The 15,472-nt window shown below is 43.2% G+C and carries 16 protein-coding genes and 1 riboswitch; of the genes, 14 read left to right on the top strand and 2 right to left on the bottom strand.

Translation table 11 applies throughout. The features are described 5' to 3' along the window. The first annotated feature begins 2 nt into the window (after window positions 1-2). The 7 genes from QFZ77_RS24755 to QFZ77_RS24725 all read left to right on the top strand — a co-directional run bounded on the left by QFZ77_RS24755 (window position 3) and on the right by QFZ77_RS24725 (window position 6,763). Entirely contained in the window at window positions 3-1,751 is a 1,749-nt protein-coding gene (locus QFZ77_RS24755) for a 2-oxoacid:acceptor oxidoreductase subunit alpha (protein ID WP_307443420.1), read from the top strand. Next, the gene (locus QFZ77_RS24750; protein ID WP_057301495.1) at window positions 1,739-2,605 is read left to right on the top strand and encodes a 2-oxoacid:ferredoxin oxidoreductase subunit beta; all 867 of its coding nucleotides are present in this window, start codon (window positions 1,739-1,741) and stop codon (window positions 2,603-2,605) included. Before QFZ77_RS24755 ends, QFZ77_RS24750 begins: the two co-directional genes overlap by 13 nt. A gap of 95 nt (window positions 2,606-2,700) precedes the next feature. After that, entirely contained in the window at window positions 2,701-3,270 is a 570-nt protein-coding gene (gene pduL / locus QFZ77_RS24745) for a phosphate propanoyltransferase (RefSeq protein WP_307443417.1), read from the top strand. A 163-nt stretch (window positions 3,271-3,433) separates the two neighbouring features. After that, a complete protein-coding gene (gene miaB, locus QFZ77_RS24740) occupies window positions 3,434-4,903 on the top strand; it encodes a tRNA (N6-isopentenyl adenosine(37)-C2)-methylthiotransferase MiaB (protein WP_373462768.1) in 1,470 nt (489 codons plus the stop codon). A gap of 109 nt (window positions 4,904-5,012) precedes the next feature. After that, window positions 5,013-5,402: a YlbF/YmcA family competence regulator gene (locus QFZ77_RS24735; RefSeq protein WP_307449832.1), complete on the top strand. Its 390-nt coding sequence runs from the start codon at window positions 5,013-5,015 to the stop codon at window positions 5,400-5,402. Between the two features lie 147 nt (window positions 5,403-5,549). Then, window positions 5,550-6,284, top strand: a complete 735-nt coding sequence (locus QFZ77_RS24730) for a phosphonate ABC transporter ATP-binding protein (RefSeq protein ID WP_307443414.1) — start codon at window positions 5,550-5,552, stop codon at window positions 6,282-6,284. Continuing rightward, window positions 6,281-6,763: a low molecular weight protein-tyrosine-phosphatase gene (locus QFZ77_RS24725; protein WP_307443410.1), complete on the top strand. Its 483-nt coding sequence runs from the start codon at window positions 6,281-6,283 to the stop codon at window positions 6,761-6,763. The genes QFZ77_RS24730 and QFZ77_RS24725 overlap by 4 nt, the downstream gene beginning before the upstream one ends. A gap of 80 nt (window positions 6,764-6,843) precedes the next feature. On the opposite strand, the gene QFZ77_RS24720 is transcribed toward QFZ77_RS24725, so the two are convergent. Together QFZ77_RS24720 and QFZ77_RS24715 are read right to left on the bottom strand one after the other, a co-directional pair. After that, window positions 6,844-7,242: a hypothetical protein gene (locus tag QFZ77_RS24720; protein WP_307443408.1), complete on the bottom strand. Its 399-nt coding sequence runs from the start codon at window positions 7,240-7,242 to the stop codon at window positions 6,844-6,846. Between the two features lie 89 nt (window positions 7,243-7,331). Beyond that, complete coding sequence (locus QFZ77_RS24715) at window positions 7,332-8,579, bottom strand: sensor histidine kinase (protein WP_307443406.1); 1,248 nt, start codon at window positions 8,577-8,579, stop codon at window positions 7,332-7,334. A 213-nt stretch (window positions 8,580-8,792) separates the two neighbouring features. Between QFZ77_RS24715 and QFZ77_RS24710 the strand changes: the two genes are divergently transcribed. The 7 genes from QFZ77_RS24710 to QFZ77_RS24680 all read left to right on the top strand — a co-directional run bounded on the left by QFZ77_RS24710 (window position 8,793) and on the right by QFZ77_RS24680 (window position 15,469). After that, window positions 8,793-8,969, top strand: a complete 177-nt coding sequence (locus tag QFZ77_RS24710) for a hypothetical protein (protein WP_307443404.1) — start codon at window positions 8,793-8,795, stop codon at window positions 8,967-8,969. A gap of 113 nt (window positions 8,970-9,082) precedes the next feature. After that, window positions 9,083-10,093, top strand: coding sequence for a 2-oxoacid:acceptor oxidoreductase family protein (locus QFZ77_RS24705; protein WP_029195292.1), 1,011 nt, complete (start codon window positions 9,083-9,085; stop codon window positions 10,091-10,093). A 34-nt stretch (window positions 10,094-10,127) separates the two neighbouring features. Next, the gene (locus QFZ77_RS24700; protein ID WP_307443401.1) at window positions 10,128-12,431 is read left to right on the top strand and encodes a thiamine pyrophosphate-dependent enzyme; all 2,304 of its coding nucleotides are present in this window, start codon (window positions 10,128-10,130) and stop codon (window positions 12,429-12,431) included. A 70-nt stretch (window positions 12,432-12,501) separates the two neighbouring features. Then, window positions 12,502-12,795, top strand: coding sequence for a hypothetical protein (locus tag QFZ77_RS24695; protein WP_307443400.1), 294 nt, complete (start codon window positions 12,502-12,504; stop codon window positions 12,793-12,795). Between the two features lie 118 nt (window positions 12,796-12,913). Further along, a riboswitch (cyclic di-GMP riboswitch) is annotated at window positions 12,914-13,001 on the top strand. Between the two features lie 160 nt (window positions 13,002-13,161). After that, window positions 13,162-14,115 (top strand): C40 family peptidase, encoded by a 954-nt coding sequence (locus QFZ77_RS24690; protein WP_307443399.1) that lies wholly within the window; start codon window positions 13,162-13,164, stop codon window positions 14,113-14,115. A 106-nt stretch (window positions 14,116-14,221) separates the two neighbouring features. Then, window positions 14,222-14,815 (top strand): ribonuclease H-like YkuK family protein, encoded by a 594-nt coding sequence (locus QFZ77_RS24685; protein ID WP_307443397.1) that lies wholly within the window; start codon window positions 14,222-14,224, stop codon window positions 14,813-14,815. Between the two features lie 147 nt (window positions 14,816-14,962). Further along, complete coding sequence (locus QFZ77_RS24680) at window positions 14,963-15,469, top strand: ADP-heptose synthase (RefSeq protein ID WP_307443395.1); 507 nt, start codon at window positions 14,963-14,965, stop codon at window positions 15,467-15,469. The last annotated feature ends 3 nt before the right edge of the window (window positions 15,470-15,472 follow it).

Below are 15,472 nucleotides of genomic sequence, written 5' to 3'. Positions count from 1 at the left end.
CGGTGATTAGTCAGTTATCTTGGAAAATCGGAGGTCAGCAGGGTGAAGGGGTCGAAAGTACAGACCGCATTTTCTCTACTGCATTGAACCGTCTCGGTTACTATTTGTATGGGTACCGTCATTTCTCTTCACGGATTAAGGGGGGGCATACAAATAACAAGATCCGCATCAGCACTAAACCGATTCGCGCAATTTCAGACGATTTGGACATTCTGGTCGCTTTTGACCAAGAAAGTATCGATTTTAATGCACACGAACTTCGTGATAACGGTGTTATCGTTGCAGATGCTAAGTTTAACCCCGTTTTACCTGAAGGAATTAAAGCGCGTTTGTTTCCAGTTCCAATTACTGCGATTGCAGAAGAACTAGGAACTTCCTTATTTAAGAACATGGCCGCATCAGGCGCTTCTTGGGCATTGCTCGGTTTGCCGCTTGACGTGTTTAATAAAGCTGTTGAAGAAGAATTTGGCCGTAAAGGCGCAGCTGTTGTAGAAAAAAATATTGAAGCTGTTCGTAAAGGTGCAGAATCCGTACTAGAATTAGCCGGTGGACCTATTGCTGACTTCCAATTGGAACCAGCTGACGGCAATCAAAAATTGTTCATGATCGGTAACGATGCAATCGCTCTTGGAGCTGTAGCAGCAGGTTGCCGCTTTATGCCAGCTTACCCAATCACACCAGCATCTGAAGTTATGGAATACTTGCAAAAAGCACTTCCTAAATTGGGTGGAACTGTTATCCAAACCGAAGATGAAATTGCAGCATGTACAATGGCTATCGGCGCTAACTACGCAGGTGCTCGTGCACTTACAGCTTCTGCAGGTCCTGGTCTGTCTTTGATGATGGAAGCAATTGGCTTAGCCGGTATGACAGAAACGCCTGTTGTTATCGTAGATACACAACGTGGTGGTCCAAGTACGGGTCTTCCGACAAAACAAGAACAATCCGATTTGAATGCCATGGTATACGGTACACACGGTGAAATCCCAAAAATCGTTCTTTCCCCAAGCACGATTGAAGAATGCTTCTATGATACAATTGAAGCTTTCAACCTTGCTGAGAAATATCAAGTTCCGGTGATTTTGATGACGGATCTGCAACTCTCTCTGGGTAAACAATCAGCTGAGATGCTAGATTACAACCGCATTGTAATTGACCGCGGAGCGCTTGTATCAGAAGCTCCTGAACAAGAAGCGAATCAATTGTTCAAACGTTATGAGTTCACTGAGAACGGTGTTTCACCACGTGTGATTCCTGGCGTGAAGCATGGTATTCACCATGTTACAGGTGTTGAGCATGACCAAACAGGTCGTCCTTCGGAAAGCACTGAAAACCGTCAACGTATGATGGATAAGCGTCTTGAGAAGCTGAAACACATTCAAGTAACAGATGCCATTAAATTCGACGCACCTCATGAGAATCCAGATCTTCTGATTATCGGAATGGGTTCCACTGGTGGAACGATCGATGAAGCAAGAAGCCGCGTTGAACTGGAAGGAATCAAGACAAATCACGCTACAGTGCGTTTGATTCATCCGTTTCCTGCAGAGCAGCTTAGACCTCTTGTTGAAAAAGCGAAAACAGTTATCGTTGTTGAAAACAACGCAACTGGACAATTAGCAGATCAAATTAAACTGCATGTTGGTCATGCAGATAAAATTAAAAACGTTCTTAAATACAACGGTAACCCGTTCTTGCCAGCAGAAATTGAACAAAAATGTAAGGAGTTGACTTTAGCATGGCAACATTAAAAGACTTTCGTAACAATGTAAAGCCTAACTGGTGTCCAGGTTGCGGAGACTTCTCCGTACAAGCGGCAATTCAGCGTGCGGCAGCTAATGTTGGTTTAGAGCCTGAAGGCTTAGCAATCGTATCTGGTATCGGCTGTTCCGGTCGTATCTCTGGTTACATCAATGCTTATGGTTTCCACGGTATTCACGGTAGATCTTTGCCAATCGCACAAGGTGTGAAAATGGCTAACCGCGATTTGACTGTTATCGCTTCAGGCGGTGACGGCGACGGCTTCGCAATCGGTATGGGACATACTGTACATGCGATTCGTCGTAACATTGATGTAACATACATCGTTATGGATAACCAAATCTACGGTTTGACGAAAGGTCAAGCATCCCCACGTAGTGCGGAAGGTTTCAAAACGAAAAGCGTTCCATCAGGTACAATTGAGTCTGCGATCTCACCATTAGAAGTTGCGATGGCTGCCGGTGCTTCCTTCGTAGCACAATCGTTCTCCAGTAACTTGAAACAGTTAACGGCTGTTATCGAAGCTGGTTTGAATCACAAAGGTTTCTCTTTGATTAACGTGTTTAGCCCATGCGTAACTTTCAATAAAGTAAACACGTATGACTGGTTCAAAGAGAATATCGTAGATCTGGATGAAATTCCTGATTATGATTATACGAACCGTGTGATGGCAATGACCAAAATCATGGAAACAAACTCCATGTTGACAGGTATTATCTATCAAAACAAAGAGAAAAAGAGCTATGAAGATTCCATTCCAAGCTTTGCTAAAGAAGGACTTTCGAAACAAGACCTTAAGCTTTCAGAAGCTGATTTCAGCAAAATGCTTACTGAATTCAAATAATAGTTACACCTTGAGGGCATATGGAGATTTTCCGTATGCCTTTTTTGCTGAGCGGCAATACTGTCTACTATCACAAAAGTAAAAGGATGGATACTATGAAAACAGTCCCAGTAGGGGTTTCAGCTAGACATATACATCTATCTCCAGCTCATATCGATATTTTATTTGGTCAGGGATATGAATTGACGACGTTTAAGGATCTCTCACAACCAGGACAATTTGCGGCTCAAGAAACGGTAACGATTGTTGGACCCAAAGGTAAGATCGAGAAAGTACGTATTCTTGGTCCTGCTCGTCCAAATACACAAATCGAAGTATCTCGAACGGATGCTTTTTCTTTAGGGATAAATCCACCGGTACGTGAATCCGGACAGATTGAGCACACTCCTGGCCTCCGAGTTATTGGTCCAAAGGGAGAGGTGGATTTGGCGCAAGGCGTAATTGTCGCGGCTAGACATATTCACTTTCATACTTCGGATGCTGAGAAATGGGGCATTCAAGATAAACAGCTTCTGCGTGTCAAAGTGAATGGAGAACGACCATTGATTTTCGAGAATGTCATTGCGCGTGTATCTGATCATTATGCATTAGACATGCACATTGACACGGATGAGGGGAATGCTGCTGGTGTGAAAACTGGCGATTTAGCTGAACTGATAGATTAGTTCTAGGAAGCAAATATTCATACATATGCTAATTTCTTTGTACTATGTAGGCATGTGATGCTATAATAAAAGTTGCGTCAGTTTACTACAGCAAAACTCAGTTAACGCTTACGAAGTAAGTTTTCTACGAAAACTCTCAGGAGGAAAGAAAGTGGCTAACCAAGTGAAATCCGACAAGGATTATTCCCAATATTTTCAGCCTCCTTCACTGACAGATGCAAAGAAGCGCGGAAAAGAAGAGATCGCCGTACACTATGACTTCACCATTCCTGAGGACATGCAGGAGTTCGGCAAAGATAAATATTATTTGATTCGCACTTACGGATGTCAGATGAATGAGCATGATACAGAAGTAATGAAGGGTTTACTAGAGCAAATGGGCTATCAAACGACAGAGGACAAGAACCAAGCAGATGTTATTCTGCTCAACACTTGTGCGATTCGGGAGAATGCAGAAGACAAGGTGTTCGGTGAACTTGGCCATTTAAAGGCACTTAAAGCACAGAAACCAGGCCTTGTTCTGGGTGTTTGTGGTTGTATGTCGCAGGAAGAAGCGGTCGTGAATCGAATTATGCAAAAGCATGCTTTTGTAGATTTGATATTCGGAACGCACAATATTCATCGACTTCCGACCTTATTGAAGGATGCTTTCTATAACAAGGAAATGGTCGTTGAGGTATGGTCCAAAGAAGGCGATATCGTTGAGAATTTACCAAAAAAACGTGAAGGAATCCGTGCTTGGGTGAACATCATGTTCGGCTGCGATAAGTTCTGTACATACTGTATAGTTCCTTATACGCGGGGTAAAGAGAGAAGTCGCCGACCACAAGACGTGCTTGCTGAGGTTAGAGACTTAGCTCGTCAAGGGTTTCAGGAAATTACGCTGCTTGGACAGAATGTCAATGCCTATGGTAAAGATTTTGAGGATATTACGTTTTCTTTCGCTGACTTGATGGACGATATTCGTAAAATTGATGTACCGCGTATTCGCTTTACTACTTCGCATCCAAGAGATTTTGATGATCGCTTGATTGAAGTGTTAGGTAAACGCGGTAATCTTGTAGAGCATATACATCTTCCAGTTCAATCGGGCAATACCGAGGTTCTGAAAAGAATGAGTAGAAAATATTCCAGAGATCATTATTTACAGCTAGCCAGTAAAATTAAAGAAACGATGCCCGATGTCGTTCTGACAACAGATATTATTGTTGGTTTTCCAGGTGAAACGGATGTGCAATTCGATGAGACGATGTCACTTTATGAGGAAGTAGGCTTCGATTTCGCGTTTACATTTATTTATTCACCGCGAGAAGGTACACCTGCTGCCGATATGGAAGACAATGTACCGATGGAAGTAAAGAAACAACGTCTTTATCGCTTAAATGAGTTAGTCAATAAACACAGTAAAGCGAGTAACGAGAGATTGTTAGGGCAGACCGTTGAAGTACTTGTTGAAGGCGAAAGTAAGAATAACGCTGAAGTACTAGCTGGTCGCACGCGGACGAATAAATTGATCCATTTTACTGGCGACAAGTCTTTAATTGGTCAAATGGTTGAAGTAGAAGTGACACATGCACAAACATGGATTTTGAAGGGTGAGATTGTACACAAACCCATGAAGATGTCCATTTAATTTGAAGTTGAAATAGATAGGAGCGTGTTTAGAAGTGTCCCAATGTGATCATAATCATAACGATAATGAGCCTCATGCTTTTAAAGTAGAGGAGTTTACAAATACGGAAATGATCGTACGCGAAGATATTTTAACCAAAGCTAAGGAATTGGCTGAATTGTTAACGACTTCGAATGAGGTACAGTTTTATCAAAAGGCTGAGAAGCAAATCGCTACGAATCCTGACATCCAAGTGCTAATTGGTGCGATCAAAAAGAAACAGAAGGAAGTCGTTGCTTTTGAGACTTTCCAAAATGCTAAAATGATCGAAAAAATTGAGAATGAGATTGAAGTGCTGCAGGATCAATTAGATGAGATTCCAATTGTGAATGAATTCAAGCAAACACAAGAGGATATCAACTATTTATTACAGCTTGTTATGTCGGTCATTCGTGATACGATATCAGATAAAATTAATGTTGAAGCAGGTACGGCGGAAGCTCCGACATCTTGCGATTAAGATAACATCCTTTGGGAATTAGAAAATCGCCCTCAACTCAGGCTTACCGCTTGAAATGAGTGGCGATTTTTTCCCAAAAGAGCAACTTATGAAATGAGTCTTTCTATCGGAAAGACGGAAGAAGACTTACTCGAAGGAGACATTGTCATGCTTACAGTTCGTAATTTAAGTAAAGTATATCCTCCGGACATTCAGGTACTTTCACAAGTGAGCTTTCAAGTTGATGAAGGCGAATTCATTGCTGTTATTGGCGGTAGTGGTAGTGGGAAAACCACATTATTGCGTTGTATCAGTCATCAAGAGAAATGGACAAGCGGTCAGTTGATCTATAACTCCATTGATATATCAAAGCCAGGTCCATTCGAACGCTTCAAATTAGGTAGAGATTTCGCATTTCTTGAAGAAAAGCCTGCTTTGAATCGAAATAAAAGCGCTGTCAAGAATGTCATGATGGGTCGTGTCTATCAAACGCCTCTGCGTATTTTGACTGGCATGACTTCAAGAGATGAGCATGTGGACAGCATGGATTATTTAGAAAAAGTGGGGTTGCTTGATAAGGGTGAGAAGAAGGTTGGTCAGCTAAGCGGAGGTGAGCAGCAGCGTGTTGCTATTGCTAAAGCTCTAATACTTGGACCAAAGGTCCTTGTCGCAGATGAACCTGTATCTGGTCTTGATCCGAAATCAACGGAATATATCTTGCAGGATTTGAAATCCCTTTGCAAAGATCGAAATATGAGCGTCATTGCTACTCTGCACCAAGTTGAGCTCGCGGAGAGATATGCTACTCGCATTTGGGGACTTTCTGAAGGTAAAATTGTGCTGGATATTCCGGCTAGGTCGCTCACTATGCGTGAAAAAAAGCTCATCTTTGGTGAAATATGATCCAGGTCTTATTCGTTTGCTTAGGAAATATATGCCGTTCTCCCATGGCTGAAGCTGTTTTTCGTCATCAGGTCAAAAAAGCGGGTCTCGATAATGTAATTGCTATTGATTCAGCCGGAACCGGTGATTGGCACATTGGACATCCCCCACATCAAGGAACTAGGGATATATTGGATCAGTATCAGATTAATCATGAGGGTCTAAAAGCAAGGCAAGTTAGGTCCGATGACTTTGTACAATATACATATATCATTGCGATGGATGAGAGTAATGTAACGAATTTGGCATCGTTTGCTCCTGCTGTAGTAGAAGGTGAGAAACGAGCTGCCATTCATAAATTGCTGGATTTTGCACCTGATCGCGTAAATAAAGATGTTCCAGACCCTTATTACACGGGTAATTTTCAAGAGGTGTACGAGATGGTAGAAGAGAGCTGTGAACGCTTACTAGCCTTTATTGTCGAGAAAGAAAAGCTGTAAGATGATCTCTTATGAAATAAAAAAAGCAAGGGTGAGAAAAGATTATTTTCTCATCCTTGCTTTTTTGTTGTGGAGGAGCTCTAAAATATGGTTATACCGATGCGCTGCATATATTCAGATATGGCTTTGAGCATACTCGGATGGATGGGAATGATGATATCGGTTGGTCCTATTTCGAACAGCCCGCTGCGGTTATGGACGGTAGCTGCTTGGACATAAATGCGGAAGTAATCAGAAACCGGAGCTACATGGGTGAATTCTCGATTAGCTGATCGCAAGTTTACGAAGGTGACGGCTTTGAGAGCAGAATGATCGTATGGAATAATGCTAATTATATGTTCCAACTTGAAATAATAATTAATGTGAGGTTTGTGAAGGATCAACTCTTTGGATGAGACAGTAAGACCGAAATCCCTCTTCTTATGCGACATTTTCAAGTCGCCCTCAAGTGATTTAATCGGAATGAAATCTGAATTCATAATAAAGCCCTCCTTACCAATCATGATGATCGCTTGTCTTAACAGAATAGCACAGATCATCAAGGTTGTTAATGGAGGGCGCTGGGTGTTCACTTTTGCTGAAATAAAATGGAGCATTGCGTGCCTTGGTTTAAATTACTGGAGAAGGAGATTTTTCCGTTCATCATTTTGATAATACTCATGACCACGACGAGACCAAGTCCAGTTCCTTGTTCTTTGGTTGTGTAGAATGGCATACCGAGTGAGTTTAATTGCTGCTTACTCATTCCAACGCCAGTGTCAGAAATAGAAATTTGTACAGCATTAGGCAGCTTACAGGTGCTTAATGAAATTTTACCGCCGTTAGGCATGGACTCAATCGCATTTTTAACAAGATTCATCAAACATTGGCGCAGCTTTTTGGATTCTCCCAGTATGTAAAGGGGTTCTTCATTTTCATGACTAATATGGATAGCAACCTGGTGATCTGCAGCAAATGGTGTGATGAAACGCAGCATGGCTTCTATCTCTTCTTTGAGTTCTAATTGTTCCTGTAAGTTAGAAGATGGCTTGGCATAGTTTAAGTAATCACCCAGGATGGCGGTCGCCTGATCCACGCCCGACAAAGCAAGGTCTACATAACGTTTGTGATCGTTGAAGGATAACTCATTCTGATCCAGCAACTGAAGAAAGCCTCTTGTTGATGTGAGAGGATTACGTATTTCATGAGAAATGGTGGCTGCAAACTGGCCGAGCATTCGATCCTTTTCCAATGCGACAAGTCTCTGTTTGTGCATCTCATGCTTTTTCACAAAAAATTGTAAGTATGTAATCATCCAAAGAGAGAAAAAGGAAAAAAACACGGTGTATGCAGCATACAAGGTTATATGAGATCGTATGTTCAGCGCTATAAGCGCATACAATACTTCGTACACGAGCAGCATACCCGTTGCATAAGTTAATTTCATCTTGAGTGTAGGTTGAGTTGTAGTATTTCTGATGAGAAATCCACCTAATAATAAAACAGCACTGCTTATTAGAGCGGGTTGCCAGTAGTAATTCAGGACGACCATACAGCCTATGTTAAATAAGGTCCAGGTGATAAAAGCTGGTATAAATCCGACAAATAAAATCACAGCAATCAAGCTGATCGGAAACAAATGGAGGGAATAAATTAAGGGATCAATGTCTTCAAATTTCCAGTACAAAAAGATGAGTACGATTAAAATAAGTGCGAATAGAGATCTACGCTGATATTCTTTGTATATGAAAATGGGGGTAAGAACTAGATGGATTAATATAGCACTCATGATGTAGAAGAGACCATGTAGTTCATTGGAAATGATTGAATGGAACAAATGAATGCCATCCTTTCCGCTGTCCGACAGTATCTTTATTATTTCTACATTATCTCACAAAAACTGACCTTATCAAGAGAAATGGGGCATTTCAAATGCTAAAGATTTGATAAAGACTTATGGTGTAATTCCTATAAACCGCGGTATAATAAAGGAACACGATGATGCAAGCGTTTACAATCTAAGTTGGTTGTCAAACAAGGAGAGATGAGGATGCGGGCGTGCTCACAGGTTTGCGGTGTTGTCTTTAATCCGATTGATGATGATTATGTGGACGTATGTGAAGATTGTGAGGATGCTGAGAAAGACAATTCTGCTCAAGAAGAGAATACAGGGTCGAGAAGTTACTATTTGGGAGGGTGCGGCCTCATCATTGATTATTTACTATGAATGGCTCCTTCAAAAAAAGGTTGATTACCAGAGATTTCTTGTTACAATGAGAGTAGATTTACTATTCATACTATTCATTCTTTATGCAGTTCATTTTTGAAAGGAGACCTGGCATGGTAACTTTACCTAAATTGAACGATCTCGGTTTTTTTGAGATTAGACTGGAATCCATCGGTGGACTCGGCGCGAATCTAGCGGGTAAGATGCTGGCGGAAGCGGGAGTCGTTGGGGTGGGTTTGAACGGGGTTAGCTTTTCTTCCTATGGTTCAGAGAAGAAAGGATCGGCAGTGAAAGCACATATAAGGTTTTGTGATATGGATACGAGAATTCGGGATACTTCACCGGTCGAACGACCGCATGTTGTGGGTGTTTTTCACGAATCGCTTTCCAAAACTGTAAACGTTATCAGTGGCATCTATGAAGATAGTACCGTACTTGTAAATTCGACAAAAACGCCGGATGAGTTGAAGGAAAAGATGAAGCTCCGGGGAGGTACCATTGCCGTTATTGATGCAATTGGAATCTCGCTAGAGGAGAAGAATCGCGTTAATATGGCGATGCTTGGCGCGCTATTCCGGTTGTGTGATTTCCTTGATCCAGATGTCATGAGAGGCGTTATTCGTAAATCGTTAGAAAAGAAATATCCGCTTGCTGTTGCACCAGCCCTACGAACGTTTGACCGCGGTTACAATGAAGTTAAGTTCCAAACGTATGCGCTTCCAGAAGGGGAGACGATGCCCGATTTCGTTCGTTTCGATACGCCAGTGCTTGGCTATGAAACGCAGTCCATTGGTGGTGTCATTACGAATCCTGGGAACAGCATTCTGAAAGATTTAAGCATTTCACGTGCGGGGATGATGCCGCATTTCCATGAAGATAAATGTATTCACTGTGCCTCCTGCGATAATGTGTGTCCGGATTTCTGTTTCGTTTGGGATGAACTCCCCGACAAGAAGGGGCGGCCTCAAATGTTCTTACAAGGGATCGACTATCAATATTGTAAGGGTTGCCTTAAATGTGTACAGGCTTGTCCGACCGAAGCGCTCACTAATGAGCGGGAAGAAGATGGTTATGCGGACTTAAATCGCATGCCGCATCGATTCAATCTAGCTGTAAACTCTTAGAGAGTATTTATGGGAGAAGGGTGGAACTACTCGCATGTCCATTGATATCAAAAAAGAATTAGGGCAAGCCAAGGTCGAACAGCGCATTGTATATGAATCAGGTAACGAAATGGCGGCATATGCAGCTCATCAAATTAATTATCATGTTATGGGATACTTTCCGATATCTCCATCTACGGAGGTTGCTCAATTTCTAGATCTTATGAAGTCCAACGGACAACATGATATCGTGCTCATTCCAGCAGACGGTGAACATGGTTCGGCAGGCATATGTTATGGCGCTTCAACTGCTGGCGGCCGCGTATTTAACGCGACAAGCGCCAACGGTTATTTGTATATGTTGGAGCAAATGCCGGTACAATCCGGGACACGCTTTCCCATGGTGATGAACTTGGTATGCCGCTCCGTATCCGGACCGCTGAATATTCATGGGGATCACTCTGACTTGTACTATGCTTTAAATACGGGATGGCCGATTGTGATGTGCCGGGACCCGCAAGCGGTCTATGACATGAATATCATAGCTTTAAAGCTGGCTGAAGATCCGGAAGTTCGATTGCCGGTTTTGGTTGCTTCGGACGGATATTTCACGTCCCACCAAAAGCGTAGAGTACAAACGTTCGCGCATCGTGAGGATGTGCATGCTTTCGTCGGAGAGAAGCCACAGGGCTTCCCGGATACGCTGGATCGTAATAATCCGATTACCGTAGGTCCTTATATGAATGAGCCGGATTATATTAATAACTGCTACCAGCAATCCATGGCCATGTATAACGCTGAAGGCGTTTATGATCGTATTCGGCAGGAATATGCTGAGTTGACAGGCCGTGATTATCCGATTCTTGAGCTATATCGGATGGAGGACGCGGAAGTCGCCGTGTTCTTGATGAATTCGGCTTCCGAAATCATTAAGGACGTCGTCGACCAGCTCCGCGAGAAGGGCATTAAGGCCGGATCGATCGCGCCGAATATCATCCGTCCATTCCCAGCAAAGCAGATCGCTGAAGCTTTGCAGAATGTAAAGGCGATCACCGTTGGCGATCGCGCGGATTCCTATGGCGGCCATGGCGGCAATATGGTCAACGAAATTAAAGCGGCGCTGTTCACACATGGGAACAGAGATACGCTTGTCATAAGCCGAATCTACGGCTTAGGTGGCAAGGACTTTTATGCCGAAGACGGGCATAATTTGTTCCAATTTGCCATTGACGCTGTACAAAGCGGCAAGGTGGAAGTTCCCTTCGATTACTACGGCCACACGCCAGGCGATCCTTCGAAAGCGCCGAAGCGGGTGTTGACGCCGATGAAGTATGAGGATTTGAAGACGGGACTCATCACGGTAACGCCGGATGAGAACTCGGGCAAGCTGAATGTACGTATCCCGCCTTTACGTGCATTGACGAAGAAACCGAAGCGTATTGCTCCGGGTCATGGCGCATGTCCAGGCTGCGGCATTTTCTCCGGCTTGGAGCTGTTTTTCAAAGGGATTGAAGGCGATATTGTCTCGATCTTCCATACAGGCTGTGCGATGGTTGTAACGACGGGTTATCCGTATTCGGCTCACAAGGCGACGTATATTCATAATCTGTTCCAGAACGGCGCAGCGACCCTCTCAGGGGTTGTGGAGATGTTCTGGGAGCGTAAGCGCCGTGGCGAGCTCGACCATTTGGGTTTGAAAGACGATTTCACCTTCGTCATGATCACTGGTGATGGCGGAATGGATATCGGCATGGGGCCAGCAATCGGAGCGGCTTTGCGCAATCATAAAATGATTATTCTCGAGTACGATAACGAGGGATACATGAATACGGGCGCTCAATTGTCTTATTCGACGCCAATGGGTCATCGTACATCGACTTCAAACGTTGGGAAACATCAGGGCGGTAAAGTATTCCATCACAAGGATACAGCCCAAATTATGGCCGCTACCCATATTCCGTATGTATTTACGGGGTCGGAAGCGTACCCGCAGGATCTTGTGAAGAAAGCGGCGAAAGCACAATGGTACGCCCAAAATGAGGGATTGGTGTATGGGAAAATTCTCATTGCATGTCCGCTCAACTGGCTGTCGGATGACCAGGAAGGCTCCAATATCGTCGGAGCTGCTGTAGATTCCTGCTTCTTCCCGCTCTATGAAGTGGAGCACGGGATTACGTCCATCACGTATAATCCGGAGGATAAGAGCAAGAAGATTCCTCTATCGGATTGGCTCAAGACGATGGGGAAAACGAAGCATATGACGAAGCCAGAATATGAGGGTTCCCTGAAATCGTTCGAGACGGAAGTTGAGCGTCGTTGGAATATGTTAAAAGCCAAGCATGAGAATGCTTATTTATAAGTCGTCATCATAAAAATGAAGGCACATTCACCTCTTTGGTGAACGTGCCTTTTTATCGGAGGAATGAAAGATGCCCTATGTGCTGCAGCACAAAATATCGCAACAGATTTTCACATGTACACAAGTCAATCACTACGGTTTAGCCTATTATGGCGTAAAATTTTGGCTGGATTTAGAAGAGGCTGAGCAGCAATTTCCTGCATTTCTGCACAACATGGGGGGAATGGAGCCGGATGCTTGGCATGTGACTGAGCTTGAGGAAGGGGAAATGAAGCTCTGCAATGTGAAGTTGAAAAATGACCCTAATTTGCAAGTGTTTTGGCTTCCTACACGAAAACCGGAAGTCCGTAAACTGGAAAAATAAACCGCAGCGTCAATAGGTACGCAGCCACTATGATTTCGACAACAAACGCTACCTTTCACCTATATTCGTGAAAGACCCGCTCAACTATAATAAGGATGTGAAAGAAAAAATTAACATCACATCGAAATCGCAAACCGAGCGAAAGCTTGGGACGCAAAGCTACAGGGGCTCTCGTGCCTAAGGCACAGTGCTAGCCAGCTGCCGAATGCGATGGGACCCTTCTACAAGAAGAGGATGACCCAGTAGAGGCAAACGGGTCATCCTTTTTACGATGAAGAGGAGGTGTCAGGTTCAAATTATCCATTTCGTCAGTTCGGTTTTACGCAGATACATCTAGAGTGATATTAACATATGGAGGTAGAGACGATGAAAAAATGGACGATGGTTATCGGAATGCTTGTTTTAGCGCTTACTTTTGTAGTCCCTAAAGCTATTCACGCAGATGAGGGGATAACGACAAAGGCTCAAATTGTTTCGGGGGTAAGTTTCAGAGATCAAGCTAGTACATCAAGCAATGTTATACGTTTATTGAAAACAAACGAAATTGTTACAGTCACGGACTATGTAACTACGAATTGGTATAAAATTAAGGATGCGCAGGGTGTAAGCGGCTATGTCTCGACGAATAGCAAATACATAAAAATAACTAGCAATGCGGAAATCATCTATGGCGTAAACTTTCGCACACTTCCAGCTTCCGAGCTCGGCTCCAAGGTTATTCGGATGTTAAGTAAAGGGGAAGACGTCCTCGTTACAGCAAAAGTCAATGACAGTTGGTATCAAATTCAAGACGCGAATGGAACTAGCGGGTATGTAAGCACAAATAGTAAATACATAAGCACTGATTTCTCTGTTATCAAACCCAATCTACCTCTCGCCGAAGAAATTGAAGCCGTTATCGCAGCTGGCCAAATTTACTTAGGCACTCCTTATGAATTTGGCTCGGAACGCAATGATACCACGACCTTCGATTGCTCGGATTTCATTCAAACGATGTTCTGGGATGCTCTACGATTCTCCGTACCTAGCGATTCACAAGCACAAGGCAACTATGTTAAATCGTTAGGTCCTGTTAGTAAGGAGTGGACAAATTTGAAACGTGGAGATCTGATGTTCTTCAGCAACTACAAAGGGAGCAAAGCAACAGATTATGATAACGTGAATGTTCTTACAGAACCGATCACGCATGTTGGTCTTTATTTAGGCAATGGGAATATGCTGCATACGTATTCGATCGAATCCGGCGGTGTTCGTACGGATACGATCGTTGGGAAGCAATGGGAAAATCGATTTTTGTTCGGAGGCAGTGTTTTACGTTAAGTGATGGTTCGATCAGAGGAACTTTGCCATATACTATAGATAGGGGCGGATGCAGCTTCAGCATCCGCTTCTTCCTCATTCTAAGAAGAAAGGAAGAACCTTATCTTTGAAACCTTTGACGACGACCCATCCACTGGAATTTCGGAACACAACGGAAAGAGGACTAAACCTAGATACCGTACACGAGCGTATTCTCCATTTCATGCGTCACGACCCCGTAGCAACCTATAAATTTATTATTGGTACGGATTGTCAGGTACACACAGGTCATACGAAATTCATTACCGGTGTAGTCATCCAGCGGTTAGGAAAAGGAGCGTGGGCGTGTTATCGTCAAGTCATCGTTCATCGGGCCCTACATTCGATTAAAGAAAAGCTTTCGATGGAAACTGCCTTGAGTGAAGAGATTGCCATGTATTTTGATGAGTCTAAACGACAGGATATGGAAAACATCATTCTTCCACATCTGTATCAAGGTGCTTCCTTCGATATGTTTATTCATATTGATGCTGGTGACGATGTAAATAAGAATCGGACGGCTAAATTCGTTCAAGAGATGGTGCGGAGAGTGGAATCCGTCGGAATGGTTCCTGTTATTAAACCGGATTGTTATGTAGCTTCGGCCTATGCCAATCGTTTTTCGAAGAAGCCGTATCAGCCAATTTATGAGAATCATGAGGTCATCGATGGCATCCTATAAGAGTAATCGAAACCGTTAGTTCGATGTGGTCACCTCGATCATAGGAACTGACGGTTTTGTTTGGCTGAGAAGGTTGTGAAAAGAGGATTCCTCAGCTTCTTAGCGAAATAATGCTTTTACAAGGTTAGAGAGAAAGGGGAGAACAAGATGAGCAAAACATTTATTATCGAAGCTGTTATGCTTGCGGTGCATGGTCAGTTAATGTTGCCAGAACAGCCTGTTACTTATGTGATACCTTATACCAGCATTCAGGAGTTATACGAGCTTCAAACCGGCAGTGAGCCGATCATGTTAGAGGAAGAAGACGACGGCTTCGTGAAGCAGATGATTGGTGAGCTGATTGCTTTCTTCGAGGAAGCGTTTAATAAGAAAAAAATTGAAAAAGCGTTAACTGTTCCTTGGCGGAAAAGCCCACCTTTGCCAATTAATGAGCATGTTACTTTGATGGTTGTTTTTGCGATTGACAATGAGGAGTATGGGGACAATTTCGACCCGATTGAAACCGAATTAATTCTAACGGCAATCAAAGAACAGGCTGCTCTGTTAACAGACCAGTTAGATTTCATTGAACGCATGGTTCAAGCAGGAATTCCAGTCGAAGCTTATGACGTAGAGGATTTTGAATTTGCGGTAGAAGGTGACAATCAGGTTTAGGAA

Source organism: Paenibacillus sp. V4I3, from assembly GCF_030817215.1.
Taxonomy (GTDB): Bacteria; Bacillota; Bacilli; order Paenibacillales; family NBRC-103111; genus Paenibacillus_E.
Note: the sequence above shows the minus strand (reverse complement) of the source record. Positions and strands in the feature narration are given on the sequence as shown.